This window comes from Jiella flava (assembly GCF_017349315.1).
GTDB classification, from domain to species: domain Bacteria; phylum Pseudomonadota; class Alphaproteobacteria; order Rhizobiales; family Rhizobiaceae; genus Jiella; species Jiella flava.
The window spans coordinates 66,649-91,903 of sequence record NZ_JAFMPP010000003.1; the positions used below are offsets into that span (position 1 = coordinate 66,649).

The following is a 25,255-nucleotide window of genomic DNA, read 5'->3' on the forward strand; positions in this document are numbered from 1 at the left end:
TAATCATGGCCCATACGCCCAAGGACGCGCCGGATCTGGGCCGCTTCGACTGGTCGGATCCGTTCCGTCTTGCCACTCAGCTCTCCGAGGACGAGCGGATGCTTGCCGAGGCTGCGGCGAATTTCGCCGCAAGCCGCCTCGCCCCTGCCGTCACCGATGCGGCGCGCGAGGAACGGGTCGACCCATCGGTGTTTACAGCGATGGGGGAAATGGGCCTGCTCGGCGTCACCATCCCCGAAGATTATGGCGGCATCGGCGGGTCTTACGTGGCCTATGGCCTCGTCGCCCGCGAAATCGAGCGGATCGATTCCGGCTATCGCTCGATGATGTCGGTGCAGTCCTCGCTGGTGATGTATCCGATCTATGCCTATGGCTCGCAAGAGCAGCGCCGGCGGTATCTGCCGAAGCTCGCCTCGGGCGAATTCATCGGCTGTTTCGGCCTGACCGAGCCCGATGCCGGCTCCGATCCGGGCTCGATGAAGACCCTCGCCAGGAAAACCGATGGCGGCTATCTGCTGAACGGCTCGAAGATGTGGATCTCCAACGCGCCGATCGCCGACGTCTTCGTCGTCTGGGCGAAATCGGAGGCCCATGGCGGCAAGATCCGTGGCTTTGTGCTCGACAAGGGCACCAAGGGGCTGTCGGCGCCGAAGATCGGCGGCAAGCTGTCCCTGCGCGCCAGCGTTACCGGCGAGATCGTGCTCGCCGACTGCGAGGTGTCGGAAGACGCGCTTTTGCCCAATGTCGAGGGGCTGAAGGGGCCCTTCGGCTGCCTCAACCGGGCCCGATACGGCATTTCCTGGGGCGTAATGGGCGCCGCCGAGGCCTGCTTTCAGGCCGCCCGCCAATATGGCCTCGACCGCAAGCAGTTCGGTCGGCCGCTGGCGCAGACCCAGCTGTTCCAGAAGAAGCTCGCCGACATGGAGACCGAGATCGCCCTCGGCCTGCAGGCGTCATTGCGGGTCGGCCGGCTGATGGACGAGGCGAATGCCGCGCCGGAGATGATCTCGCTGGTCAAGCGCAACAATTGCGGCAAGGCGCTCGACATCGCCCGTATGGCCCGCGACATGCACGGCGGCAACGGCATCTCCGAGGAATTCGGCGTCATGCGCCACATGGTCAATCTGGAGACCGTCAACACCTATGAGGGTACCCACGACGTTCACGCGCTGATCCTCGGCCGGGCGATCACCGGGCTGCAGGCGTTCTTCTGATGCCGGATGCGCCGCTCAAGGGACTGAGGGTCGTCGAGCTCGCCCGCATCCTCGCCGGGCCCTGGATCGGCCAGACCTTGGCCGATCTCGGCGCCGAGGTGATCAAGGTCGAGGCACCGGAGGGCGACGACACCCGCAGCTGGGGCCCGCCCTTCATCGAGGACGAGACCGGACGCAGCGCCGCCTATTTCCACGCGGCGAACCGCGGCAAGACCTCGGTCACCTGCGACTTCAAGGATGGCGCGCAGCTCGCCGCGCTGAAGCGGCTGATCGGCGAGGCGGACGTCGTCGTCGAGAATTTCAAGGTCGGCGGGCTGGCGCGTTTCGGGCTCGATTATGAGAGCCTGGAGGCGAAGCATCCCGGCCTCGTCTACGCCTCGATCACCGGCTTCGGCCAGACCGGACCGGAGGCGGCGCGACCGGGCTACGACTTTCTGATCCAGGGCCTTTGCGGGATTATGGATCTGACCGGCGAGCCCGACGGCGCGCCGCAGAAGATCGGCGTCGCCTGGATCGATATTTTGACCGGGCTTTACGGCGTCATCGCCGTTCAGTCGGCGCTGCTCGAGCGCCAGCGCTCGGGGCGCGGCCAGCATGTCGATCTGGCGCTGCTCGATTGCGGTGTCGCGGCGCTCGCCAATCAGGCGATGAACGCGCTGGTGTCGGGCCGCTCACCAAAGCGCATGGGCAATGCCCACCCCAATATCGTCCCCTATCAGGTCTTCGCCGCCAAGGACGGCCATGTCATCGTCGCCTGCGGCAATGACCGCCAGTTCGCGGCGCTCTGCCGAGTGCTGGATCTCGCGGCGTTGGCCTCCGATCCGGCCTTCGCCACCAATCCGGCGCGGGTGGACAATCGCGAGCGGCTGACGGCGCTGCTTGGGCCGGCGATCGGAAGGCTCGACCGGACCACAATCATCGCGGCGCTCGAAAGCGCGGGCGTTCCCGGCGGGCCGATCAACACCGTGGCCGAGGCGCTGGAGCAACCGCAGATCGCCCATCGCGGCCTGAAGATTATGGCCGGCGGCGTGCCGGGACTGCGCACCCCGATCGTCTTTTCAAGAAGCGCGCTGTCGACCGACAAGCCGGCCCCGGCGCTCGACCGCGCGGCGAGCATCGCCGCAGTTCGGTTTGGCGATTGATCCCGAAAACCCGCGCATTGAGGCGCGGCCGGTTTGCGGCCGGCCGCGCCGGCAGGACCGGAGCGGGCTCAGCCCTTGTCGGCCGCGTCGTTTCTCGTCACGGTCGGCTGGGGTGAAGCCGGCCGTCTCGGGCGGGGTGGAAGCGCAGCGTAAAGGTTGCGCATCGGCTCGCAGAGTTGTGCGATCAACTCATCGGGAAGCTTGGCGAGAATGTCCGCATAGCCGTCAAGCGTTGCCGCCGGCAGCTCTTCGAGCAGGGCGCTGCCCTTCGGCGTCAGGCTGATCAGCTTCTGGCGGCGATCGGCGGGATTTTCGACGCGGTCGACATAGCCGCCCTTGACCAGCCGGTCCACCATCCGGCTTGCCGCGGCATGGGTGAGTTCCACTTCCTTTGCGATACTCGCGACGCTCTGCGAGCCGGCGACCCGAATTTTGAACATCGCCACGAAGTGCAGGAACGAGATCTCCTGACCTTTTAGAATCCGCGCCATGTGGGGAAAGACGCGCGCCATCACATTCGCGTGGAGGCGGTGAAAGGCGGTCACGATTTCGCTAGGGGCGGGATTGTTCATCTCGTCTTTCTTGCAACATATGCAATCTTGCATGTAATGAGCCGGGCGCGCCGGTTCGTCAAGTCGGCGTCGCTGTTTCCGAAGGGGACGACAGGCATGAAGCGACAAGTCGTATCGAACAAATTCCACCCGGCGAGTTTGGCGCCGCGCCGCACGGGCCGCGTTCTCGCTGTCGCGTTGATGACGATGGCGCTTGCGGCCTGTTCGGAAAGCGGCGAGAGCGGCGGCAAAGGGCAAGCGGCGGCCCATGGCGGCCATGGCCGAAGCGGCCCGGTGAAGGTCGGCGTCATGACCATCGAACCGCAGCCGGTGGTGATCACCGCTCATGTCGCCGGCCGGGTGGTCGCCTTCAAGACCGCTGATGTGCGCCCCCAGGTCGGCGGATTGCTCACCGAGCAGCTGTTCGAGGAGGGCACCGAGGTCAAGAAGGGCCAGGTTCTCTATAAGCTCGACGACAAGAGCTATAAGGCCGAGGTCGATTCCGCCGAGGCGACGCTGCAGAAGAACGAGGCGGCCGCGGAATCGGCCAAGCTGCAATATGAGCGTTACAAGAACCTGTCGGCCTCCAATGTCGTCAGCAAGCAGAATCTCGACGATTCCCTGTCGACGTATCGCCAGGCCCAGGCCGATATCGCCGTGGCCCAGGCGGCGCTCGAAACCGCCAAGCTCAATCTCAATTACACCTCGATCGAGGCGCCGATTTCTGGCCGTGTCGGGACCAACACCGCCAATCCCGGCAATCTCGTCACTGCCAATCAATCGACCGCGCTGGCGACGATCCGCCAGATCGATCCGGTCTATGTCGATTTCACCGAAAGCTCCGGCAATTTGCTGAAATTCCGCGACCAGATCCGCAAAGGGGGTCTGCAGCCTCTGGTGGGGCCAGCCCACAAGGGCCATACCCAGGTGTCGATCCAGTTCGCCGACGGCTCGAGCTACAATGAGACCGGCACGATCGACGCCGCCGATCAGTTCGTTTCCCAGACGACGTCGAGCTTTACCGTCCGCACGCGCTTTCCCAATCCGCACAACGTCCTGCTGCCGGGCATGTATGTGCGCGGCACGATCCGGCTGGCGATCGATGAGAAGGGCTTGCTGCTGCCGCAGCGGGCGGTTTCGCGCAATCAGAAGGGTGATCCGGTGGCGATGTTCGTCAAGCCGGACGGCACCGCCGAAGAGCGGGTGCTCGACGCCTCCACCGATATCGGCACCAACTGGCTGGTGACCAAGGGCGTCGCGGCCGGCGACAAGCTGATCGTCGACGGGCTGCAGAAGGTCCGGGCCGGGGCGAAAGTCGAGACGGTCGCGGTGACGATCGACGCCAAGGGGCTCGCCGTTCCGGTGACGAAAGGCGACGGCAAGGCCGCGACGCCGGCGATGGCCACCGATGAGATGACGATGGACGAGACGCCCTCGGCGACGGCAGCCGCCTCAGCCGGCGCGGCGGCCAAGCCGTCGCCGCCGCAGCCGCGCGGCGAAGCGGCTGCGGCGACGCCGGCATCGGCCAAGATTGGGAATGCGCAAGGGGCCGGGAATGCGCAAGGCAGCGACACGGGCGGTGCCAAGTCAGCCGCCCGCGGAGCGAAGGAGTAGGGCGGATGGCGACATTCTTCATCCGCCGGCCGGTCTTTGCCTGGGTCATCGCTATCGGCATTATGCTGTTCGGCGTGTTGGCCCTGTTTCGCCTGCCGATCGCGCAATATCCGAATATCGCCCCGCCGTCGGTCTCGATCACCGCGAGTTATCCGGGCGCCAGCGCCGAGACGGTCGAAAATTCGGTGACCAAGATCATCGAGGAGAACATGACCGGCCTCGACGGCCTGATGTACATCTCCTCCTCCTCGACCAATTCCGGCCAGGCCAATATCCGTCTGACCTTCGAGACCGGGACGGATCCCGACATCGCCCAGGTCCAGACCCAGAACAAGCTGTCGATGGTCGAATCGCAGCTGCCGGAATCCGTGCAGCAGCAGGGCGTGACCGTCACCAAGGCCTCGGACGGCATCTTGATGGTCGCGGCGCTGACCTCGAAAAATCCGGACTACACCTCCACTGATCTTGCCGACATGGTCGCGACCCGGTTGGAAGACACGATCCGGCGGGTCGACGGCGTCGGCGACCTCAATATCTTCGGCTCCGGCTATGCCATGCGGATCTGGCTCGATCCGGCCAAGCTCGCCGAATTCCAGCTGACGCCCTCCGACGTCACCACCGCGGTGAAGGCACAGAACACGCAGGTGTCCGTCGGCCAGCTCGGCCAGCTGCCGCAGGTGGCCGGCACCCAGATGAACTACACGGTGACCTCCCAGAGCCAGCTGGAGACGCCGGCGCAGTTTCGTTCGATCATCTTGAAGACCGAGGCCGACGGTTCGCTCGTCACCCTCGGCGATGTCGCGCGGGTGGAGATCGGCGCCAAGAGCTATCAGAGCGAGGCGCGCTACGACGGCCATCCGGCGGCCGGCTTCGGCGTCTCGATGGCGACCGGGGCCAACGCCATCGACACCTCGGCCGGCGTGCGCAAGGCCTTGACGGCGCTGAAACCCTCGCTGCCGGCCGATGTCGACATCGTCTATCCCTACGACACGACGCCCTTCGTCCAGCTGTCGATCGACAAGGTCTACGAGACCCTGTTCGAGGCGATCGGGCTGGTCTTCCTCGTCATGCTGGTCTTCCTCCAGAACTTGCGGGCGACGCTGATTCCGACCATCGCCGTGCCGGTGGTGCTGCTCGGCACCTTCGGCGTATTGTCGGTCGCGGGCTTTTCGATCAACACGCTGACGATGTTCGCCATGGTGCTCGCCATCGGCCTGCTCGTCGACGACGCCATCGTCGTCGTCGAGAATGTCGAGCGGGTGATGTCGGAAGAGGGGCTCTCGCCGCGCGATGCGACGGAGAAGTCGATGGGCGAGATCACCGGCGCCCTGGTCGGCATCGCCCTCGTCCTGTCGGCGGTGTTCCTGCCGATGGCGTTTTTCGGGGGGTCGGTCGGCGTCATCTATCAGCAGTTCTCGATCACCATCGTCACCGCGATGCTGTTGTCGGTGTTCATCGCCATCGTTTTGACGCCGGCACTCTGCGCAACCATGCTGAAGCCGGTTCACGGCAAGAAGAACATCGTCTTCCGGATCTTCGACACCGGCTTTGCAAAGCTCACCAACGGCTATGTCGCCGGGGCGGGGGGCGTCGCGCGACGGCCGCTGCGGGCGCTGATCGTCTTCCTGCTGATCGGCGGCGGGACCTGGTGGTTGTTCACCAAGCTGCCGACCTCTTTCCTGCCGCAGGAGGATCAGGGCGTCCTGATGACGATGATCCAGTTGCCGCCGGGATCGACCCAGGACCGCACCAAGGCGGTCGTCGAAAAGGTCGAGAATTACTATCTCGGCAAGGAGAAGAGGAACGTTGCCAGCGTCTTTGCCGCCCTCGGCTTTTCCTTCTCTGGAACCGGGCAGAACAATGCACTCGTCTTCGTCAAGCTGAAGGACTGGGGCGAGCGGACCGGTCCGGGCCAGAGCGCCAGCGCGATTGCCGGCCGCGCCATGGGGGCCTTCTCGCAGATCCGCGACGGCACGGTGCTGGCGCTCTCACCGCCGGCGATCCGCGGTCTCGGCGCTTCGGGCGGCTTCGAACTCTATCTGAAGGACACCGGCAATGCCGGTCGGACCCAGCTGAACCGATCGGCCGAGGATCTGATCGCCAAGGCCAATGCCGATTCGGATTTGACGCAGGTGCGCCGCAACACCCAGGCCGATCAGCCGGAATTCAAGATCGACATCGACAATCGCCTCGCCGGGGCGCTGGGCGTCGGCGTGTCCGACATCAACGCGGCCCTGTCCACCGCCTGGGCCGGCAGCTACGTCAACGATTTCGATCAGGATGGCCGGATCAAGCCGGTCTATGTCCAGGGCGACGCACCGTTCCGTATGGTGCCGAGCGATATCGACCGTTGGTATGTGCGCAACGACAAGGGCGAGATGGTGCCGTTCTCGGCCTTTACCCGCAAGAGCTGGAGCGAGGGCGAGCCGCGGCTGGAGCGCTATAACGGCGTCGCCGCGGTGGAGATCCAGGGCCAGCAGGCCGACGGCGTCAGCTCCGGCACGGCGATGGACCGGATCAGCAGCCTCGTCTCCGATCTCGGCCACGGCATGACCATGGAATGGACCGGCGCCTCCTATCAGGAGCAGCTGTCCGGCTCGCAAGCGGGCCTGCTCTACGGTATTTCGGTGCTGGTGGTGTTCCTGTGTCTCGCCGCGCTCTATGAAAGCTGGTCGATCCCGTTCTCGGTGATTCTCGCCGTGCCGGTCGGCGTCTTCGGCGCCATGTTGGCCGCGCATCTGACCGGGCAGAGCAACGACATCTATTTCAAGGTCGGGCTTTTGACGACCATTGGACTCGCGGCGAAGAACGCGATTCTGATCGTCGAATTCGCCCGCGATCTGCGCGAGCGGGGCGAGGGGCTGGTGGAGGCGACGCTGCACGCGGCGCGGCTCCGGCTCCGGCCGATCCTGATGACCTCCTTCGCCTTCATCCTCGGCGTCACCCCGCTGGCGATCGCGACGGGGGCCGGTTCGGGCGCCCAGCGGGCGATCGGTATCGGCGTGATGGGCGGCATGATCTCGGCGACGGCCCTCGGCGTCTTCTTCGTGCCGCTGTTTTTCGTCGTGGTGATGGGCGTGACCGGCCGGCTGAAGCGGGACCGCAGCGCCGGCGACACGGACGCCGTGCCGGCCGAATAGTCGCGAAGGCGCCCACGTCGACATGTCAGCGCGCCGTGCGTCCGACAGAACGCACAAAGGACGCGCGATCTGACTGATTCAACGCATTGGCCCGAAAATCGATTCCGATTTTCGGGCCGATGGCCTTTTCAAGCCAGGCTTTGAAAGCTGATGGCCCCGGGGTGAGGCACTTCGGTCAGAGGTGGCTGTGCTCCTCGTCCGGGAAGACCGCGACGACATGCGAACTTGCGGCCAGTTCCGGCACGAATTGGCGGCGCCACGCCGACGACCCGGCGCGGTGCAGCTCGACCTTCAGGGGGCGCTGATTGCCGACGCCGTTCAAGACGATTCGCGTCGATTCACGGCGGCTGTTTGCCGAGCGGCCATGCAACAGCCGACCGATGCCCGCTTCCAGGGCATAGGTGTCCTCGCGATTGGCCAGCCGCAAATGGTCTTTTACGAAATTCGGGCGGAAATAGCGGGCCTCTTGATGCAAGGCTTCGGCGGCGACGTTCATCGCGCCGATCGACAATTCGGCGTCGAGCAGCATTGCCGGGGCCGGCAGCTGGTCCCAGACGTGTTCGATCAGTGTCCGGCTTGGCTGATCCGGGCTGCCGATCGCATGGGAGACGGTGAAGGCGTTCAAGAGATCGGGCGCCAGCCGCTGCAGGAAGATCATGATCGATGGCATGAGAGTGTGTTGCAGGCTGTCCGCGGCGCAAAGGGTCAGCACCCAGCTCTGCTGAACACAGTCATGCAGCACCAGTCCCGCCCCGACGACGCCGGCCGGTGGCGAAAGCTCGGGAAAGGCCGGATCATCGGTCTGATCGAGCCGCAAAACCACGCCAGGCTCGAAAGCCGGATAGCCATCGTCCCGATAGCCGTTTTCGGTGTATCGCAACCGTGCCCGGTTGGCCACGGACAGCGCCTGGCTGGATTTGAGGCCGCGAAGCGTCACATCCCTATCGATCCGCTCCAGCCGGGCCTCGACGCCCGGCAGGGTGGATTCCATCGCGCGCGTCAGGCGAGGCCAGGAACAGGGGCATAGTGAGGACTGGCAGACACGCTCGCGAACGAGGTCCAACCGACCTGGAAACTGAATTAACATTATTGCATGCCGTCAATAAGCCCCACGGGCATCATCCCACTCCCGACCGAAAATTACAAGTCGGTAATATTATGCCGGTTCGAATTCGTGTCGGTCGGTCGGCGCCGAGTTTGGGGCGCGATTTTTCGAGATTCAATGCATCATCCTGTCGCGGCCGCCGGGTCCAAAAACCTGCGCGGGCGCCCCGGAACGGGCCACGGTCGAGGGTCTGCGGCGGCTTGGCGGATCGGCAGGACAAGGCGATCGTCCGGTCTGACATCGACCGTGCAGAAAACCCGGCGGCGAGTCGGCGATCGAACGGCAAGGTCTTGATGGGGGTCTTGATGATTGACGCCAACCGGCGTATACCCGCCCCATATTCTCTGCGGTGATGTCGTGAGAGTGGGTCCTGCCGGTCCCGCTCTTTTTTGTTTCGTCAGACGTCTCATCACGGCAGTCATGCCTGGGTAAAAGTGCCCGGTGAAGACTTCGGTTGCGGTTTGCAACGGCTGCTTCAGCCGGTGGCGGCTCCCGATTGTAGCGAGTGAGGTAGCGTGAGCGAAAGCGAACCGCGCATCGTTGAGGAACAGGGCCTCGAGGCCAAGGTCGCGAGCGTCGTCGAGGCGGCGATCGAGCAGGCGGGATATCGCCTGGTGCGCATCCGCATTTCCGGCTTGAACGGGATGACCGTCCAGATCATGGCCGAGCGGCCCGACGGCACCATGACGGTCGAGGATTGCGAAGCCGTTTCGCGGGCGATCTCGCCGGTTCTCGACGTCGCCGATCCGGTGGATCGGGCATATCATCTCGAAGTCTCGTCGCCGGGAATCGACCGGCCGCTGGTGCGCCGCAGCGATTTGGAGACCTGGGCCGGCTTCCTGATGAAGCTGGAGACCAATCGGCTGATCAACGAACGCAAGCGCTTTCGCGGCAAGATCGTCGCGGTGACCGACGAGACGATCCGCCTCGAGCGCGACCAGCCGGCCTATGGCGAGCCCGCCGCGGTCGAGATTCCCCTCGATGCGATCGGCGAAGCGCGGCTCGTCCTGACGGACGATCTGATCGCTGCCTCGCTGAAGGCTGACAAGGCGGCGCGCAAGCGGCGCGGCGAGCCTGAGGACGGTGCGGATGGCGAGGACGCGGGGTCGGTGAAGGGCGCTCGCCCCCACTGATCCGGCGGGATACCGAAACAAACCGGCCGAAACGGATTGGCCGATATGAACTGGATTGCGGCGATCGGCCAAGATGGCGACGCGGCGGCGAAGAATGAGAGCGGCCGGGCGATCAGGGCGACAGCGGCGCGGCATCTCAGTCAGGAGAGATGAACCATGGCAGTCAGTGCGAACAGGCTCGAGCTTCTGCAGATCGCGGATGCCGTTGCGCGGGAAAAGTCCATCGACCGCGAGATCGTGATCGGTGCCATGGCCGATGCGATTCAAAAGGCCGCCCGCTCGCGCTATGGCCAGGAGACCAATATCCGCGTCGACATCAACACCAAGACCGGTGAGATGAAGTTGCAGCGGCTGCTCGAGGTGGTCGAGGACGTCGACAATCCGGCGACGCAGATCTATCTGGAGCTCGCCCGGGACAAGAACCCCGATGCCGAACCCGGCGACTTCATCGCCGAGCAGCTGCCGCCGATGGATTTCGGCCGCATCGCCGCCCAGTCGGCCAAGCAGGTGATCGTGCAGAAGGTTCGCGAGGCCGAGCGCGACCGCCAGTATGACGAATTCAGGGACCGGGTCGGCGAGATCGTCAACGGCTCGGTGAAGCGGGTCGAATACGGCAATGTCATCGTCGATCTCGGCCGCGGCGAGGGCATCATCCGCCGCGACGAGCAGATCCCGCGCGAGGCCTTCCGCTACGGCGACCGGGTGCGGGCCTATGTCTATGACGTGCGCCGCGAGCAGCGCGGGCCGCAGATCTTCCTGTCGCGCACCCATCCGCAATTCATGGCGAAGCTGTTCACCATGGAAGTGCCGGAGATTTACGACGGGATCATCACCATCAAGGCGGTCGCCCGCGATCCGGGCTCGCGGGCCAAGATCGCCGTCGTGTCGTCCGATTCCTCGGTCGATCCGGTCGGTGCCTGCGTCGGCATGCGCGGCTCGCGTGTTCAGGCGGTGGTCGGCGAGTTGCAGGGCGAGAAGATCGACATCATCCCCTGGTCGCCGGAGGCCGCGGCCTTCCTCGTCAACGCGCTGCAGCCGGCGGAAGTCGCCAAGGTGGTGCTCGACGAGGATGCTGAGCGGATCGAGGTGGTGGTGCCCGACGATCAGCTGTCGCTGGCGATCGGCCGGCGTGGCCAGAACGTGCGTCTCGCCTCGCAGCTGACCGGCTGGGACATCGACATTCTGACCGAAGAGGAAGAATCGCAGCGCCGCCAGAAGGAATTTCAGGAGCGCTCCGAAATCTTCATGGAGGCGCTCGACGTCGACGAGATGGTCGGCCAGCTGCTCGCCTCGGAAGGCTTCGCGACGGTCGAGGAAGTTGCCTATGTCGATCTCGACGAGGTCGCCTCGATCGAGGGCTTCGACGAGGATACGGCCCAGGAGATCCAGACCCGCGCCCGCGAGTTCCTCGAGCGCCGCGAGGCCGAACTCGACGCCAAGCGCACCGAACTCGGCGTATCGGACGACCTGAAGGCGATCGACGGCCTGACCACTGAGATGCTGGTGGCGCTCGGCGAGGACGATATCAAGTCGCTGGAAGATTTCGCCGGCTGCGCCGTCGACGATCTGACCGGCTGGAGCGAACGCAAGGACGGCGAGACCAAGCGCTTCCCGGGCGCCTTGAGCAATTTCGAAGTGTCGCGGGCCGATGCCGAACAAATGATCCTGTCGGCGCGCTTGAAGGCTGGCTGGATCACCGAAGCCGATCTCGCCGGGCCGGAGAGCGAGGACGAAGCCGAGGAGGCGGTCGAGGGCGCGGCCTGACGGCGATCGGCACGGGGGTTGCGACGTGATCGGCACGGCTGACAGTCACGAGCCGGCGATGCGCCTTTCTGAAGGCGAGTGGCCGGCGGACGATGGGGACGGAGACGAGTTGAACCCGCGCAGCTGCATCGTCACCCGGCAGGCCCTCGACGCCGATGCGCTGATTCGCTTTGTGCGCGATCCAAACAACCGGGTCGTGCCTGATCTGAAGCGGCGGCTGCCGGGACGCGGTGCCCACGTCTGCTTCAGCCGCAGCGCGGTCGAGGAGGCGGTGAAGCGGCGGCTGTTCGCCCGCGCCTTCAAGAGCGCGGTCGAAACCCCGGACGATCTCGGGGCGATGGTTGACGCGCTGTTGGTGCGTCAGGCGACCGGTGCCATGGGGCTCGCCCGCAAGGCGCGCCAGCTGGTGACCGGGGCGGCCAAGGTCGAGGCGGCGCTGCGCGCGGGCCAGGCGCTGGCCCTCGTCCAGGCGCAGGATGCGGCCGAGGACGGGCTGCGCAAGATCGACGCGGCTCGCCGCGCCGGTCAGCATGAAACTGCTCGCCCCGTTCCGGGGTTTCGTCTCTTGAGTGCGGACGAAATCAGTTTGGCGTTGGGCGGGTGGAATGTGATACATGCAGCCATCCTTGCCGGTGATGCAGGTTTGGCTGCGTTGAAGCGCTTCGAAGCGCTTGCGAAATATCGGGGCGAGGACCCCATTCAGATGATCGACGGCGCCGGATCCGGCGACGCGAGCGTCGAAAGTTGAGACCGCAAATGATCGGAAGCGCCTCATAAGCGACGCTTCCTGGCAAGACGAACGGCGCGGGGCCGATCCCGCGCAGGAAGTGGAAGCGTAGATGAGCGATACCAAGTCCGGCGACGACAAGACGCTCCATGTGAGCACGAAGAAGACCCTGAGCCTGAAGCCCCGCGCCGTCGAGCAGTCGACGGTGCGCCAGAATTTCAGCCACGGGCGCACCAAGAATGTCGTGGTCGAGACGAAGAAGCGGCGGATTCACAAGCCGGAGGAGACGCCGCAAAAGCCGGCCGTCGCCGGTGGCCCGAAGCCACGCGCTTCGGAGGTGGCGGAAACGCCCGCCGCATCGACGCCGGCCACGGCCGCTCCGGCGACCCCAGCTGCGGTGACGCCAAGCGTGGCGCCGGCCCAGCCGCCGCTGAACACCGGCGGCAAGCCGAAGCCGATCGAGTTCGGTCCGAAGCCCGGCGAGAAGCCGGCCGCAGAGGCCGCACCCGCAGAGGCCGCGGCTGATGCTGCGCCGGCGCCGGCGGCCGAAGCCACGGCGGCGCCGGTCGTCGAGACCCAGGCTGCGCCGGCACTTGCCGCCGAGCCGCTTGCCGAGGCGCCGCTCGCCGAAGCGGCCGCGCCGAAGGCGGCCGTCCCGGCACAGCCGCAGACGCCAGCGGCCCCTGCGGCTTCGGCCGCGCCGCAACGATCGGGCCAGGGCCAGCCGTCATCGGCGCCTCGAGGCCGCGAAGGCGGCCGTGACGGCGGTCGCGATGGAGGCCGTGACGGCAATCGCGGGGGGCGTGATCAGCGTGGCGGCGATCGGGGCGCCAACCGTTCCGGCGGCCGCGACGATCGCAGAGGCGGCGCGCCTGCCGCCGGCAATGGCCAGCGCCAGCCCCGCGGTGCTGTGCTCTCCGATCTGTCGTCGCGGGAAATGGATGCCCGCCGCCGGGCCTTGGAGCTTGCCAAGCAGCGCGAGGCCGAGGCCCGCCGGATCTTCCAGGAGGAAGAAGCCCGCCGCATTGCCGAGGACGAGCGGCGCCGCGCCGAGCGCGAGGAATCTGAACGCCGTCAGGCCGAGGAGCGGGCGCGTCTCGAGGCGGAGGCCGAAGCACGGCGCAAGGCCGAGAGTGATGCGGCCACCCGCCGCAGCAACAAGCCGACCGCCACGCCTGGCAAGGATGCCGCGCCGATTTCGCAGATCGATGCCGAGGTCGCGGCGGCGCGGGCCGAGCGCGGCGAGGGCCGTCGTCGTCCGGCCGGCGAAGACGAGGAGGGCGCGCGCCGCAGCGCCAGCAGCCCGCGGCGCAGCCCGCGCGGCGGTGCGGCCGGCGAGGCGCCGAAGCCGGCTCGCCCGGATCGTGACGATGGTCGCCGCCGCGGCAAGCTGACGCTCGATAAGGCCTTGACCGCCGATGAGGGCGGTCGCAGCCGGTCGCTGTCGTCGATCCGTCGCCGGCAGGAAAAGTTCAAACGCTCGCAGCAAAGCCAGCCGCGAGAGAAGATTGCGCGCGAAGTGGTTATTCCAGAGACGATTACCATTCAGGAACTCGCCAACCGCATGTCGGAGCGGTCCGTCGACGTCATCAAGTTCCTCATGAAAGAGGGGCAGATGATGAAACCGGGCGACATCATCGATGCCGATCTCGCCGAGCTGATCGCCACCGAATTCGGCCACACGGTCAACCGCGTGGCGGAGTCGGATGTCGAAGAAGGCATCTTCGGGGTCAAGGACAATCCGGAAAAGCTGCAGTCGCGTCCGCCGGTCGTCACCATCATGGGCCATGTCGACCACGGTAAGACCTCGCTGCTCGATGCGATCCGCCACACCAAGGTGGTGTCCGGCGAAGCCGGCGGCATCACCCAGCATATCGGTGCCTATCAGGTCGAGCAGAATGGCCAGAAGATCTCGTTCATCGATACACCGGGCCACGCCGCCTTCACCGCGATGCGTGCCCGCGGCGCGCAGGCGACCGATATCGCCATTCTCGTCGTCGCCGCCGATGACAGCGTGATGCCGCAGACGATCGAATCGATCAATCACGCCAAGGCGGCCAATGTGCCGATCGTGGTGGCGATCAATAAGATCGACAAGCCGAGCGCCGATCCGGCCAAGGTGCGCAACGCGCTCCTGCAGCACGAGGTGTTCGTCGAATCCATGGGCGGCGAGGTTCTCGATGTCGAGGTCTCGGCGACCAAGGGCACCGGTCTCGACAAGCTGCTCGAAGCGGTTCTCCTGCAGGCCGAAATTCTCGATTTGAAGGCCGATCCGCAGCGCACCGCCGAGGGCGTCGTCATCGAGGCGCAGCTCGACAAGGGACGCGGCCCGGTCGCGACCGTCCTCGTCCAGACCGGCACGCTGAAGCAAGGCGACATCGTGGTGGCCGGCGACGAATGGGGCCGCGTGCGCGCCCTCGTCGACGACAAGGGCGCCCAGCTCAAGGACGCGCCCCCGTCGATGCCGATCGAGATCCTCGGTATGCAAGGTACGCCCCAGGCCGGCGATCGCTTCGCCGTCGTCGAGAACGAGGCCAAGGCCCGCGAGATTTCGGAATACCGCCAGCGTCTCGCCCGCGAGAAGCAGGTGGCGAAGTCGGCCGGCCAGCGCGGCTCGCTCGAGCAGATGATGTCGCAGCTGCAGGACACCGGGCTGAAGCAGTTCCCGCTGCTCATCAAGGGCGATGTGCAGGGCTCGATCGAGGCGATCATCGGCTCGCTGGAGAAGATCTCCACCGACGAGGTTCGGGCGACCATCGTCCATTCGGGCGCCGGCGCGATCACCGAGTCCGACATCTCGCTGGCGGCCGCCTCCAACGCCGCGATCATCGGGTTCAACGTCCGGGCCAACAAGCAGGCCCGCGAAGCGGCCGAGCGCGATGGAATCGAGATCCGCTACTACAACATCATCTACGACCTGGTGGATGACGTGAAGGATGCGATGTCGGGCCTCCTGTCGCCGGAGCGGCGCGAGACCTTCATCGGCAATGCCGAAATCCGCGAGGTGTTCAACATCACCAAGGTCGGCAAGGTTGCCGGCTGTCTCGTCACCGAGGGCGAGGTCGAACGCGGGGCCGGCGTGCGCCTCATCCGCGACGACGTCGTCATCCACGAGGGCACGCTCAAGACCCTCAAGCGCTTCAAGGACGAAGTGCAGAAGGTCCAGAGCGGTCAGGAATGCGGCATGGCGTTCGAGCGCTACGAGGATATTCGCCAGGGCGACGTCATCGAGTGCTTCCGCGTCGAACACGTCGCACGGACGCTGTAAGGTCAGCGGAAAGGGAGACGTTCGATGGTTGGCGATGCAGCACGCGAGGATATGATTGGTGCTCGAAGCTTGATGACGCCCGAAGAGAAACTGTTTGCGGCGATGTTCGGCGAAACGACGCCCGAGGTCTCTCTGCAAGGAGCAAGAGAGAGCTCGGACGAGGCAGATCTTTTTGGTCAGCGTGAGCTTTGGAATGCCTTGGACGCGATCTCCGAGAACCTCGAGCATCATGTCGCGAACTGGAACCTCGAACTCGACGAAATCGAGGAGGATCTTGCTCGTTCGATCGCGCCAGGGCGGCAGATCGAAGTTGTCGCCTGACGAGTGACGATGATGATGTGCCTTCAAAAAAGTTGGATGAGGTGACAACCTGAAAGGCAGCGCGAGATCGTACCATTCGGTTTGCCGTCAATCTTTTCAATTGTGAAAAGCTGGTCGGACGCATCGTTCGTAATCAGAACGCCCATCAGAAACTTCTGAACGATCTTGATATCGCGTGGACCGTATCGAGGCACAGCAGGAAATCATCATACGGTTGTTGGAGCGTGACCTGAGGTCGTAGCCGAGCGTCTGCAGTTCCTCGTTTCTTGTCGCGCTGCAGCAGCGCTCCTCGACAGGTTATGCCACGGTGTCCGCAGCGAGCATGTTTGGACGAGGATGCTGTGTCCGAGGCGCGGATTCCTGCCAGCGACGATCTCACCTCTATGGGTGCGACCAGCGGTCATTCCTCGCCGGCTTGATTCGCGTTCTTCCTGAACGATTCCGATTTTCGGGCCGATGCTGTAGGAACTGGCGCATAAGCACGGCCTGCGACATCGGTCACTGCGCCGGTCAGGAGCGGCTGCCGAGGCTCGATTTCGAGCGAGCCTGCGTCATTCTCTGATTGAACGATAAGCCCTCTGGCCGCATTCGGCGCCTCGGGGCGCCGAGACAAAGCAAGGGGTGCCATCATGGCCCGCTCATCTTCATCCGCGCCTTCGCAGCGCATGCTGTCGGTCGGCGAAAAGGTTCGACACGCGTTAACGGAGATTTTCCAGCGCGGCGAAATCCGCGATCCGCTGCTCGAGCGCGCCGTGGTCTCGGTCTCCGAGGTGCGGATGTCGCCGGATCTGAAGATCGCGACGGCCTATGTCACCGTCCTCGGCCAGGACGCCGCCGACCCCTTTGTCGCCGCCCTCAACAAGAATGCCCGCTTCATCCGCGGCCGCCTGACCCCGGCGCTGAGGGGGATGAAATACATGCCCGAGGTTAGGTTTCGCCCCGACACCTCGTTCGACAATTTCGCCCGCATCGATGCGCTGTTGAAGTCGCCAGAGGTCCAGCGCGACCTCGATCCCGACGAGGACGGCGAAGCGCGGGCGGGCGACGACAATGGAGACAACGACTGATGGCGCGGCGCGGCAAGAAGCCGAAAGGACGGCCGGTGAATGGCTGGATGGTGCTCGACAAGCCGAAGGGCATGGGCTCGACCGATGCGGTGAGCAAGCTGAAATGGCTGTATTTCGCCCAGAAGGCGGGCCACGCCGGAACCCTCGATCCGCTGGCCTCCGGCATGCTGCCGATCGCGTTCGGCGATGCGACGAAGACCGTGCCCTTCATCATGGACGGGCGCAAGGTCTATCGCTTTGCCGTGCGCTGGGGCGCCGAGACAACCACCGACGACACCGAGGGCCCGGTGACCAAGACCTCCGAGCTGCGGCCGAACCGGGCCGCGATCGAAGCGATTTTGCCGAATTATGTCGGCGAGATCACCCAGGTGCCGCCGGCCTTTTCGGCGATCAAGATCGGCGGCGAGCGGGCCTATGATCTGGCCCGCGACGGCGAGGTGGTGGAGATGGCGCCGCGTACCGTCGAGGTGGTGCGGCTCGACATCGTCGAGGAGCCGGATGGCGAGACGACGGTGTTCGAGGCCGAATGCGGCAAGGGCACCTATGTGCGGGCGATCGCTCGTGACCTCGGCCGCGACCTCGGCTGCTTCGGCCATGTCGTCGATCTGCGGCGGATCTCGGTCGGAGCCTTTGCGGAAGACGACATGGTGCCGCTGGACGAGTTGCTCGAGGCGGCCGAAGAGGGGCGCGAGACGCTGGACGCCGAGGCGGTCGAGGCCGGGGTGAAGGCCCGCGTCGTCGATTTCAAGCCGCTCGATGAGTATCTGGTGCCGGCCGAGACCGCACTGGCCGATCTTTACGAGGTGATGCTCTCGGACGAGCAGGCGAGCCGCGTGCTCTCCGGCAATCCGGTGATCCTCAGAGGCCGCGACGCGCCGGTCTTTTGCGAGGAGGCGTTCGCCACCGGCCACGGCCGGCTGATCGCGCTCGGGGCGATCGAAGAGGGCTCGTTCAAGCCGAAGCGGGTGTTTGGCGGCCGCGGGTGACCGAATGGCCGCTCCGGCATCCCTCGTGCTGCATTCGCCAGGGCGCAGGCCGTTTTCAGTTGCGGCACCGTCATGGGTGTTGGAACCTCTGCGCCGCCTGTCCCTTCTTCGTCCCGGAATGAGCTTCGACTTGTCCGACGGATAAACGGATAGAACCGGCGCGCCGCATGATTGATCTGACCGGCCACAACAAGCGCAAGCGCAAACGCGAGGCCGCCAAGCGATCGGCGATCGGCGCGCCGCCCGGGCAACTCGTTGCTGATCCGCAGGCCTCCCAGTCGCGCCTGACGGCGATCGGCCTCGGCGATGGCGCGGCCAAGCGCCTCGAGGGCTGCACACTGGTCGAAGCGCTGGCGCTGCGCGAGACCTGTCCGAAGCTCTGGCTCGACTGTACCGGTCTCGCCGACATCGCCTTGGTCGAGCAGATCGGCGCGGCCTTCGGCCTGCATCCGCTGGCGCTCGAAGACGTGGTCAACACCGATCAGCGGCCGAAATGCGAGGTTTATGAGACCTACGCCTTCGTCGTCTTGCGCATGCTGGCCGGCGGAGAGGGCGAGCAGCTCGCCTTGTTCTTCGGCACCGGCTTCGTCGTCACCTTCCAGGAACGGGCGGGCGACGCCTTCGCGCCGGTGCGCAAGCGGATCGACAAGGGCGCCCCCCGCCTGTCCAGCGGCGGAGCGGACTATCTCGCCTATGCGTTGATCGACGCGGTGGTCGACGCCTATTTCCCGGTGGTCGATGGCCATGGGACGCGGCTCGACACGATCGAGGACGCGATCTTCGGCGACATCGACGCCGTTCAGGTGCCCGAGCTTCACGCCATGCGGCGCGAGCTCTTCGTCATGCGCCGCTATCTGCGGCCGACCCGCGACGCCTTGAGCGCGATCCTGCGCCTCGACCGGCCGTTTCTCACCACCGAGACCAAGATCTACTTCGCCGACGTCCAGGATCATTGCGACCAGCTGGTCGACCTCAACGACACCTATCGCGAAACGGCAAGCGGGCTGATCGATCTGCATATGACCTTGTCGGCCGCCAAGACCAATGAGGTGATCAATCTTTTGACCATCGTCTCGACGATTTTCATCCCCTTGAGCTTTCTGGCCGGTGTCTGGGGCATGAATTTCGATCCGAGCAAATCGGTCTGGAACATGCCGCTCACCCAGTCGCCGATCGGCTATCCAATCGCGCTGACGATGATGGCGGTGATCGCCGGCGGTCTCTTGCTGTTCTTCCGCAGGAAGCGCTGGATCTGAGCCGGCAAGGTTTCCGCCTGCTATCGTCATGCGACCTGGATCGTCCCACCATGCTGAGCCCCGACGCCCAAACCGTTCTCGACGATCTCGCCCGCAAGAAGGCGGTGCAGGTCGAGCCCCGCGATCCAGCCCAGACATTGGCTCAGGCGCGGGCGATGACCGGCTCGCTTGCCGACTATTCCGGTGAGCCGCCCGCCGACATCCGCAGCGAAATGATCGAGGTCGATGGCCCCGTCGGGCCGATCCCGGTGCGTCTCTATCGGCCCGCTGATGGCGGCCGGGCGATGCTCGTCTGGTATCACGGCGGCGGGGCGATGGCCGGTTCGCTCGCCAGTCACGACGTTGCGATGCGTCAGCTGACGCAGGCGACCGGCCGCCTCGTCGCTTCGATCGACTATCGTCTTGCCCCTGAACATATTTCGCCGGCACCGCAGGAGGACTGCATCGCCGCCACGAAAGCCCTGATGGCGAAGGCCAAGGATTTCGGCTGCGATCCGGCGCGGGTTGCGATCGGCGGCGACTCCATCGGCGGGCTGTTTGCCGCCGTCGTTGCCCTGTCGCTTCGCGATGCCAGCGCGGCCCTGCCGGCCGCGCTGGTGATGCTCTATCCGAACACCGATCTGCGGCCGGATCGGCCCTTCGCTTCGCTGAAGACCGAGTCCGGCCATGTCATGACCGAGGCATCGCTCGCCTATGAGAACGGGCTGTTCGTCCCCGATCCGGCGGCGCGCGCAAGGCCCGAGGTCTCGCCACTTCTGGCGCCGGATCTATCGGGCCTGCCGGCGACGCTGATCGTGACCTGCGAGCATGATCCGTTGCGCGACGAGGGCGAGGCCTTCGCGGCGCGGCTGATCGAGGCCGGCATCGCGGTCGAGGCACGGCGTATCGACGGAACGATCCACGGGATTTTGCAAATGGCCGGTTGGATCCAGGCCGGATCGCATCTCAGACTCGCAATTTCAGAATTTCTCGCGCGCTCATGTCACGAAAGCCCGCTCTCTTGTTCGATGCCGTAAGGTCGTAATGATTGACTATCGATAGATATTTTCGTGAAAGCGGCCGAAACCAAAGTTTGACTGTCAGACATTTCGTTTTGAAGCGACGGATTACGAGTTCTTCCCGTCCTTCCTATTTGACCGTGTACAATGCCGGTGCGTCGCCGATCGCCTGGTCGGCCCCGCTTGCCCATCCGCTGGACCTTGGTCGCTCGGGTGCGGATCCCTTTGAATTGATGTTTGCCGGAATCGCGCGCGCAGCTCGCGGCTCAGCGCCACGACGGTTGCGCTGTCACCGGGCGGTCCCAACGTCGCTTGGATGGGGTGACGCTCGGGCGGGGAGAGACGGCGCCTCGTCTTGTTGCTAAGTGCCTAATAAGACATCATTTGCTTATAAATTAAGCAGATATCCGAAGAAAAATGCCGTTACCGTCGTGATTGACGGTCGGCCGAACCCGCAAATCCGGCATTTTATCAAGGCAGCGTGCCTGATGCGGCATTTGGCACGCTCCTTGAATCTAGAGCTATCGTTACCGTCCGGATGGTTCGTCCGTCACGGAAAGCGGTTCAACACGGCGTCGACGCGCGATGCCGCCCAAGATTCGAGGTGAACATGAAAATCGTGATGGCGATCATCAAGCCATTCAAGCTGGATGAAGTTCGCGAGGCGCTGACCGGCGTCGGGATTCAGGGGCTGACCGTCACCGAGGTCAAGGGCTACGGCCGCCAGAAAGGGCATACGGAGATCTATCGCGGCACCGAATACGCGGTGAGCTTTCTGCCCAAGCTGAAGATCGAGGTCGCGGTGCCGGTGGACATGGTCGACCAGGCGGTCGACGCGATCCAGCAGGCGGCGAAGACCGGACAGATCGGCGACGGCAAGATCTTCGTCTTCGGCATCGACCAGGCGGTGCGGATCCGGACCGGAGAGACCGACGCCAACGCGCTTTGACGTTCGACAGATCAGGAGAACCACCGACTGTTGGCATTCAAGACAGTGATGTTTGCCGCCGGCCTCACAGCCGGTCTGGCCGCGACAGCGGTCCTGGTTCAGGATGTTGCACCGGCGGCTGCCGAGACTGTGGGGTCAAGCGCCCCAGCTGCCGCTTCCGGCGCATCAAGCCCTGAAGTTGCCTTTCTCTTCAACACTTTGCTCTTTCTCATCGGTGGCTTTCTCGTCTGGTGGATGGCGGCCGGCTTTGCTCTGCTCGAAGCCGGTCTCGTCCGCTCCAGGGCCGTTTCCATGCAATGACGCATGACTCAAGCGGCATGGAATGTCCTGCCACTGAGTTTTCCTCCACCTTGGATTAGATCCGCCCTGCGTCCTATCGGGCGCGACAGTGCGCGACTCAGCGATTTTGCGGGAGTTTTGGGCATGTTCTGAGCCATGCTTGGGTTGCCTTTCGGGGTCGTTAAAGAGCGATCTCCTGAGGGTGTCGAGGCCGAGGCGGAATCATGACTTTTCGCGTCTGCCGTGTGCCTTTGGTTTGATGGCTTTTTTGCCCATGAGGTCGGTGGCGCATCGATAGGCCCAGACGAGTGCGAGAATGAGGACGCCGAGCAGCGTTGCGAGCTTGTCTGGAGCAGTAAGTGAGGCGGGTGTCTTCGAGGTTGAAGCCGCGCCGCTTGAGGTCGGCGAAGAGGCACTCGATGCCCCAGCGCTTGCGATAGGTGCGCAAGGCTCTTTCGCCCTGGCCCGTGTTGGTAGCGACGATCAGCCACTCGTCGTCAGGAAGGCGCTTGGCGGCGATGGTGGTTTGATGCCGGTCTCAGGCAGGCTAGCTTTGAAAGGACGGCCCGCGCGGTGGCGGCGTAATAGAGCGCCCTGCATCCGATCGGACGCAGAAAGGTCGCTCCAACCCTTTGAGTCGACGCATCGTGCTTTGCCGAAAATCGATTCCAATTTTCAGGCCGATGCTGTAGCGCGCCGCTGGATGAAGGATCGGCGGCAGGTCAGTTTGCGCCAAGGAGCCTTTTCCGCGATCAATCCGCTTCCGCAAAGTTATGCGGTCTCGCCGCCGCTACTCGGCCAGTTTTCCTGAAATTTGATCGAAAGGGAACGAACGGGATGTCTCATTTCACCGCCGAAGAGCAGGCCGCCATGGAAGCCTTGGCCAGCCGCGTCTTCGAAGCTGCGCGGACGGGAGATACGGCGGGACTGGCGGCGTTTCTCGATGCCGGGCTGCCGGTTGATCTCACCAATGCCAAGGGCGACAGCCTGTTAATGCTCGCGAGCTATCACGGCCATTGGGAGGCAAGCGCGCTGCTTTTGGCGCGCGGGGCTGATCCGGAGCGGCGTAACGATCGCGGTCAGACGCCGCTGGCGGGCGCTGCCTTCAAGGGCGAAACCGCCATCGCTCGGCTGCTGATGGATCATGGCGCGGCGGTGGATGGAGCCGGCGGTGACGGCAGGACGCCGCTGATGACGGCGGCGATGTTCAACCGCGTCGCGATCATCGATCTGCTGGTCGAAAATGGCGCGCAAATCGATCGTTCGACGCCGGACGGCGTCACGGCCGAAGCGGCGGCCGTCGCGATGGGGGCGCAAGAGGCCCGCGAGCGGCTCGCATCCTTGCGTCGCAGGCAGGGTTAAGACCGGCGTGCGAGGCAGACCGCGTTCGCTCGGCGGGATTGGCGCGGGCAGCGCGGCGCGTCGGCGCTCCCCGGCTGACGGTTGGGCCGTCGCGGAGAGGCGCGTTTTTGCGCCATCGCCGGCTCTCGCTGTCGGCGCGCGACAGCAAATCCCGCGCCTCTCGCGGCTTCGCGTGGTGCGACATTGGGACACCTTGAGGTTTAGCGATCGCGCGACGAAATGCACGTAAAAGTCGAATATTGTGCCGAATTCGTGTCCGAACCTGATCTTCAGCACGGCTTTCATCCACAACTATGCGCAGCCTCGGCGAGGAATTGCATTACACTCGTTAAAATTTAAACTAAAGTTGTTAAGCTTATTGTTGCGATTTTGAGGGATGCCCCGGCCATGTCGCGTTTTTTGTTCGCCAAGTCCCTGAGTTGGTCGCCCACAATCGCCCTTTCCTGGATGTGGGGGCTCGGCTTTTTCTATTCGATGCATATCGTCTGGTTGCAAGGATGGCCCGGCTTCTGGATCTTCGCGCTCGCCAATTCGTGCGGCCTTGCCGCTTTCGGTTGTATCCTTGGCGCAGGCGGGCGTGATCCCGAAGCGCTGTTTGCAAAGGTGAAGACGCGTTTCGTTTCGCTGTTTGCGCTCTACCAGGTGGCCGCGGTGGCGATCACCCTTTACTCGCTTAGCGCCTATCTCTGGCCGCTGATGTTTCCGGGCCGTGGCCCGATGTTGACGGTGGCCCTTTCGGGCTTGGTCGTCGTCGCCGGCTGTGTGATCGGGCATCGCTTGTCGTTGGTCAGACTGCGCTTGTTCCATGGCGTCTATCTGGCCGTGGCGATCGTGGCGATCGCGCTCGTCATGCTGTTCATGCCGGGCGCCCACGTGCCGAAAGCGGCGATGACGGCGACCGATACCCAGTCCGTCTGGGCGTTTTTGTTGCCGACCCTTGTCGGTTTCGCGCTCGGCCCCTGGGGGGATCTCCAGCAATGGCAGCGGGCGATCGAGATCCGCCGCTCAGGGCAATCGCCGGCGATCGCTTATCTCGCCGCCGGTGCGCTCTTTCTGGTGCTTTTGACTGCCAATGCGATCTTGTCGAAAATGGCCGGCGCCAACGTCATCGTCGCCGCCGACGGCGCGCTGGGGGCGCAGAGTTCGGTTGCGGCGCGATTGGGCGCAGGCAGCGAAGGGATTGCCGCGGCCGCCTTCGTGATCTGGGCGGCGATCGCCGCTGTCTCGACAATCGACAGCTTTTATAATGCGATCCGCTGGTATTTCCGCTCGCTCCTGACCAACAGCCTGCACCCGGCGCTCGCCTTCGTGCCGGCGTCGGCGGCCGCGTCACCGATCTGGCTGCTGGTCGTGGCCGTTGCCGCCGTTTCGGCGATGCAAAGCCTCGATCTGTCGCAGACCGCTTACATGATGCCCTATGCGACGCTGCTCGTCGGCGCGATCATTTGCCTGATCGCAGCCTCGATGAAGACGCCTGTGGCGTTTGATCCGGTCTATCAGTATCTCGTCGGTCTGGCGGCGGCGATGGTGTTCTTCATCGGTTATCGCGAGGGCATTGCGGGCTTGATCCCGCTGTCGACGGCGATCGCGCTGCTCGGGGCGTTTCAGCCGTTGACTACACTCGTCGCTAGGTCTCGGGCGATGGGCGCGGTCGATCTGGCCGACTCACCGCCGGTGGTCGGCGCCTCGCAGGCCGATCGCCCGATCGGCGCCGAAGGCAAGCCAAGCACAAGCCTTGATGCCGGCGATGTCGATGAAAACGCGGTCGGGACGGTGCCGATCAGCGGCCTTTCGATCCGGGCCGAAAACCGCAATCTCGCGCCGAGCTCCGGCTTCGATGGACAGTGGTTCGTCATGCAGGTGACGCCGACCTATGACGACACCAATTCCGTCGGGAACGTCTATTTCGCCAATTACATCCGCTGGGTCGGCAAGGCCCGCGAGCTGTTCTTTTCCGCCTGCATGCCGAAATTCGATCTGGAGACGACGCGCTATTACGTTTTGACGCGCTCCTTCACCCACGATTTTCGCCGCGAGATCGCCGAGTTCGAGCCGGCGACGATCCGCATCCGCATCGCGAGCCACAATCGGAAATTCGTCACCCTCGGCCATGAGATCATCAGCGACCGTCACGGCCTGCTTGGGCGTGGCGAGCAGTCGCTGATGTTCGTCGACCGCGACAGTTTCCGGCCGCTCGACATTCCGGTCGACATCATCCGCGGCTTCCTGCCCTTCTGGCCTTCCGGCGCGCCCGAAAGCCGTTCGGATGGGGTCAAACGACAGGATCGTCAGGCGGTTTGACGGAACGCCATGGCGGCTGGACGGCTCGCGCGCCGGGCGTGCGACAGGACGCACAAAGGGCGCCCACCTGATTGCATC

The 25,255-nt window shown here is 64.7% G+C and carries 21 protein-coding genes and 1 pseudogene; 19 read left to right on the top strand and 3 right to left on the bottom strand.

Going from position 1 to position 25,255, the window contains the following annotated elements; translation table 11 throughout:
• Positions 1-5 precede the first annotated feature (5 nt).
• Positions 6-1,214: an acyl-CoA dehydrogenase gene (locus tag J1C48_RS05035; protein WP_207256704.1), complete on the top strand. Its 1,209-nt coding sequence runs from the start codon at positions 6-8 to the stop codon at positions 1,212-1,214.
• Positions 1,214-2,356, top strand: coding sequence for a CaiB/BaiF CoA transferase family protein (locus J1C48_RS05040; RefSeq protein WP_207256705.1), 1,143 nt, complete (start codon positions 1,214-1,216; stop codon positions 2,354-2,356). The genes J1C48_RS05035 and J1C48_RS05040 overlap by 1 nt, the downstream gene beginning before the upstream one ends.
• A gap of 68 nt (positions 2,357-2,424) precedes the next feature.
• Here the strand turns inward: J1C48_RS05040 and J1C48_RS05045 are convergent, their stop codons facing one another.
• On the bottom strand, positions 2,425-2,928 hold the full coding sequence (locus tag J1C48_RS05045) for a MarR family winged helix-turn-helix transcriptional regulator (RefSeq protein WP_207256706.1): 504 nt from the start codon (positions 2,926-2,928) through the stop codon (positions 2,425-2,427).
• 96 nt (positions 2,929-3,024) lie between these two features.
• Between J1C48_RS05045 and J1C48_RS05050 the strand changes: the two genes are divergently transcribed.
• Positions 3,025-4,521: an efflux RND transporter periplasmic adaptor subunit gene (locus tag J1C48_RS05050; RefSeq protein ID WP_207256707.1), complete on the top strand. Its 1,497-nt coding sequence runs from the start codon at positions 3,025-3,027 to the stop codon at positions 4,519-4,521.
• Positions 4,522-4,526: 5 nt separating this feature from the next.
• Positions 4,527-7,661, top strand: a complete 3,135-nt coding sequence (locus J1C48_RS05055; RefSeq protein WP_207256708.1) for an efflux RND transporter permease subunit — start codon at positions 4,527-4,529, stop codon at positions 7,659-7,661.
• A gap of 175 nt (positions 7,662-7,836) precedes the next feature.
• Here J1C48_RS05055 and J1C48_RS05060 read toward each other — a convergent pair whose 3' ends face one another.
• Positions 7,837-8,652 carry a hypothetical protein gene (locus J1C48_RS05060; RefSeq protein ID WP_207256709.1) on the bottom strand — a complete coding sequence of 272 codons (816 nt, stop codon included), beginning with the start codon at positions 8,650-8,652 and terminating at the stop codon, positions 7,837-7,839.
• A gap of 629 nt (positions 8,653-9,281) precedes the next feature.
• Here J1C48_RS05060 and rimP point away from each other — a divergent pair.
• The 12 genes and pseudogenes from rimP (at position 9,282) to J1C48_RS18865 (ending at position 21,535) form a co-directional block, all read left to right on the top strand.
• Entirely contained in the window at positions 9,282-9,899 is a 618-nt protein-coding gene (rimP, locus tag J1C48_RS05065) for a ribosome maturation factor RimP (RefSeq protein WP_207256710.1), read from the top strand.
• Positions 9,900-10,055: 156 nt separating this feature from the next.
• Positions 10,056-11,663 carry a transcription termination factor NusA gene (gene nusA / locus J1C48_RS05070; RefSeq protein WP_207256711.1) on the top strand — a complete coding sequence of 536 codons (1,608 nt, stop codon included), beginning with the start codon at positions 10,056-10,058 and terminating at the stop codon, positions 11,661-11,663.
• A gap of 58 nt (positions 11,664-11,721) precedes the next feature.
• Entirely contained in the window at positions 11,722-12,411 is a 690-nt protein-coding gene (locus tag J1C48_RS05075) for an RNA-binding protein (RefSeq protein ID WP_207256712.1), read from the top strand.
• A 91-nt stretch (positions 12,412-12,502) separates the two neighbouring features.
• Positions 12,503-12,649 (top strand): annotated as a pseudogene (locus J1C48_RS19235) (translation initiation factor IF-2 associated domain-containing protein); the annotation flags it as partial.
• 171 nt (positions 12,650-12,820) lie between these two features.
• The gene (gene infB, locus J1C48_RS05080; RefSeq protein WP_425523487.1) at positions 12,821-15,658 is read left to right on the top strand and encodes a translation initiation factor IF-2; all 2,838 of its coding nucleotides are present in this window, start codon (positions 12,821-12,823) and stop codon (positions 15,656-15,658) included.
• 24 nt (positions 15,659-15,682) lie between these two features.
• Positions 15,683-15,979 carry a hypothetical protein gene (locus J1C48_RS05085; protein WP_207256714.1) on the top strand — a complete coding sequence of 99 codons (297 nt, stop codon included), beginning with the start codon at positions 15,683-15,685 and terminating at the stop codon, positions 15,977-15,979.
• 629 nt (positions 15,980-16,608) lie between these two features.
• Positions 16,609-17,046 (top strand): 30S ribosome-binding factor RbfA, encoded by a 438-nt coding sequence (gene rbfA / locus J1C48_RS05090; protein ID WP_207256715.1) that lies wholly within the window; start codon positions 16,609-16,611, stop codon positions 17,044-17,046.
• Positions 17,046-18,032, top strand: a complete 987-nt coding sequence (gene truB / locus J1C48_RS05095; protein ID WP_207256716.1) for a tRNA pseudouridine(55) synthase TruB — start codon at positions 17,046-17,048, stop codon at positions 18,030-18,032. The genes rbfA and truB overlap by 1 nt, the downstream gene beginning before the upstream one ends.
• A gap of 167 nt (positions 18,033-18,199) precedes the next feature.
• Entirely contained in the window at positions 18,200-19,288 is a 1,089-nt protein-coding gene (gene corA, locus J1C48_RS05100) for a magnesium/cobalt transporter CorA (protein WP_207256717.1), read from the top strand.
• Positions 19,289-19,338: 50 nt separating this feature from the next.
• Positions 19,339-20,304 (top strand): alpha/beta hydrolase, encoded by a 966-nt coding sequence (locus J1C48_RS05105; RefSeq protein WP_207256718.1) that lies wholly within the window; start codon positions 19,339-19,341, stop codon positions 20,302-20,304.
• A gap of 592 nt (positions 20,305-20,896) precedes the next feature.
• The gene (locus J1C48_RS05110; RefSeq protein WP_207256904.1) at positions 20,897-21,235 is read left to right on the top strand and encodes a P-II family nitrogen regulator; all 339 of its coding nucleotides are present in this window, start codon (positions 20,897-20,899) and stop codon (positions 21,233-21,235) included.
• Positions 21,236-21,265: 30 nt separating this feature from the next.
• Positions 21,266-21,535 carry a hypothetical protein gene (locus J1C48_RS18865; RefSeq protein WP_425523484.1) on the top strand — a complete coding sequence of 90 codons (270 nt, stop codon included), beginning with the start codon at positions 21,266-21,268 and terminating at the stop codon, positions 21,533-21,535.
• 160 nt (positions 21,536-21,695) lie between these two features.
• Here J1C48_RS18865 and J1C48_RS19240 read toward each other — a convergent pair whose 3' ends face one another.
• Positions 21,696-21,935 carry a hypothetical protein gene (locus tag J1C48_RS19240; protein ID WP_369413339.1) on the bottom strand — a complete coding sequence of 80 codons (240 nt, stop codon included), beginning with the start codon at positions 21,933-21,935 and terminating at the stop codon, positions 21,696-21,698.
• Between J1C48_RS19240 and J1C48_RS05120 the strand changes: the two genes are divergently transcribed.
• The 3 genes from J1C48_RS05120 (at position 21,831) to J1C48_RS05130 (ending at position 25,177) form a co-directional block, all read left to right on the top strand.
• Positions 21,831-22,325: a hypothetical protein gene (locus tag J1C48_RS05120; protein WP_207256719.1), complete on the top strand. Its 495-nt coding sequence runs from the start codon at positions 21,831-21,833 to the stop codon at positions 22,323-22,325. The two genes, J1C48_RS19240 and J1C48_RS05120, sit on opposite strands and share 105 nt — an antisense overlap.
• Before the next feature lie 26 nt (positions 22,326-22,351).
• Positions 22,352-22,876 carry an ankyrin repeat domain-containing protein gene (locus tag J1C48_RS05125; RefSeq protein WP_207256720.1) on the top strand — a complete coding sequence of 175 codons (525 nt, stop codon included), beginning with the start codon at positions 22,352-22,354 and terminating at the stop codon, positions 22,874-22,876.
• 387 nt (positions 22,877-23,263) lie between these two features.
• The gene (locus J1C48_RS05130) at positions 23,264-25,177 is read left to right on the top strand and encodes an acyl-CoA thioesterase (RefSeq protein ID WP_207256721.1); all 1,914 of its coding nucleotides are present in this window, start codon (positions 23,264-23,266) and stop codon (positions 25,175-25,177) included.
• Positions 25,178-25,255: the final 78 nt, after the last annotated feature.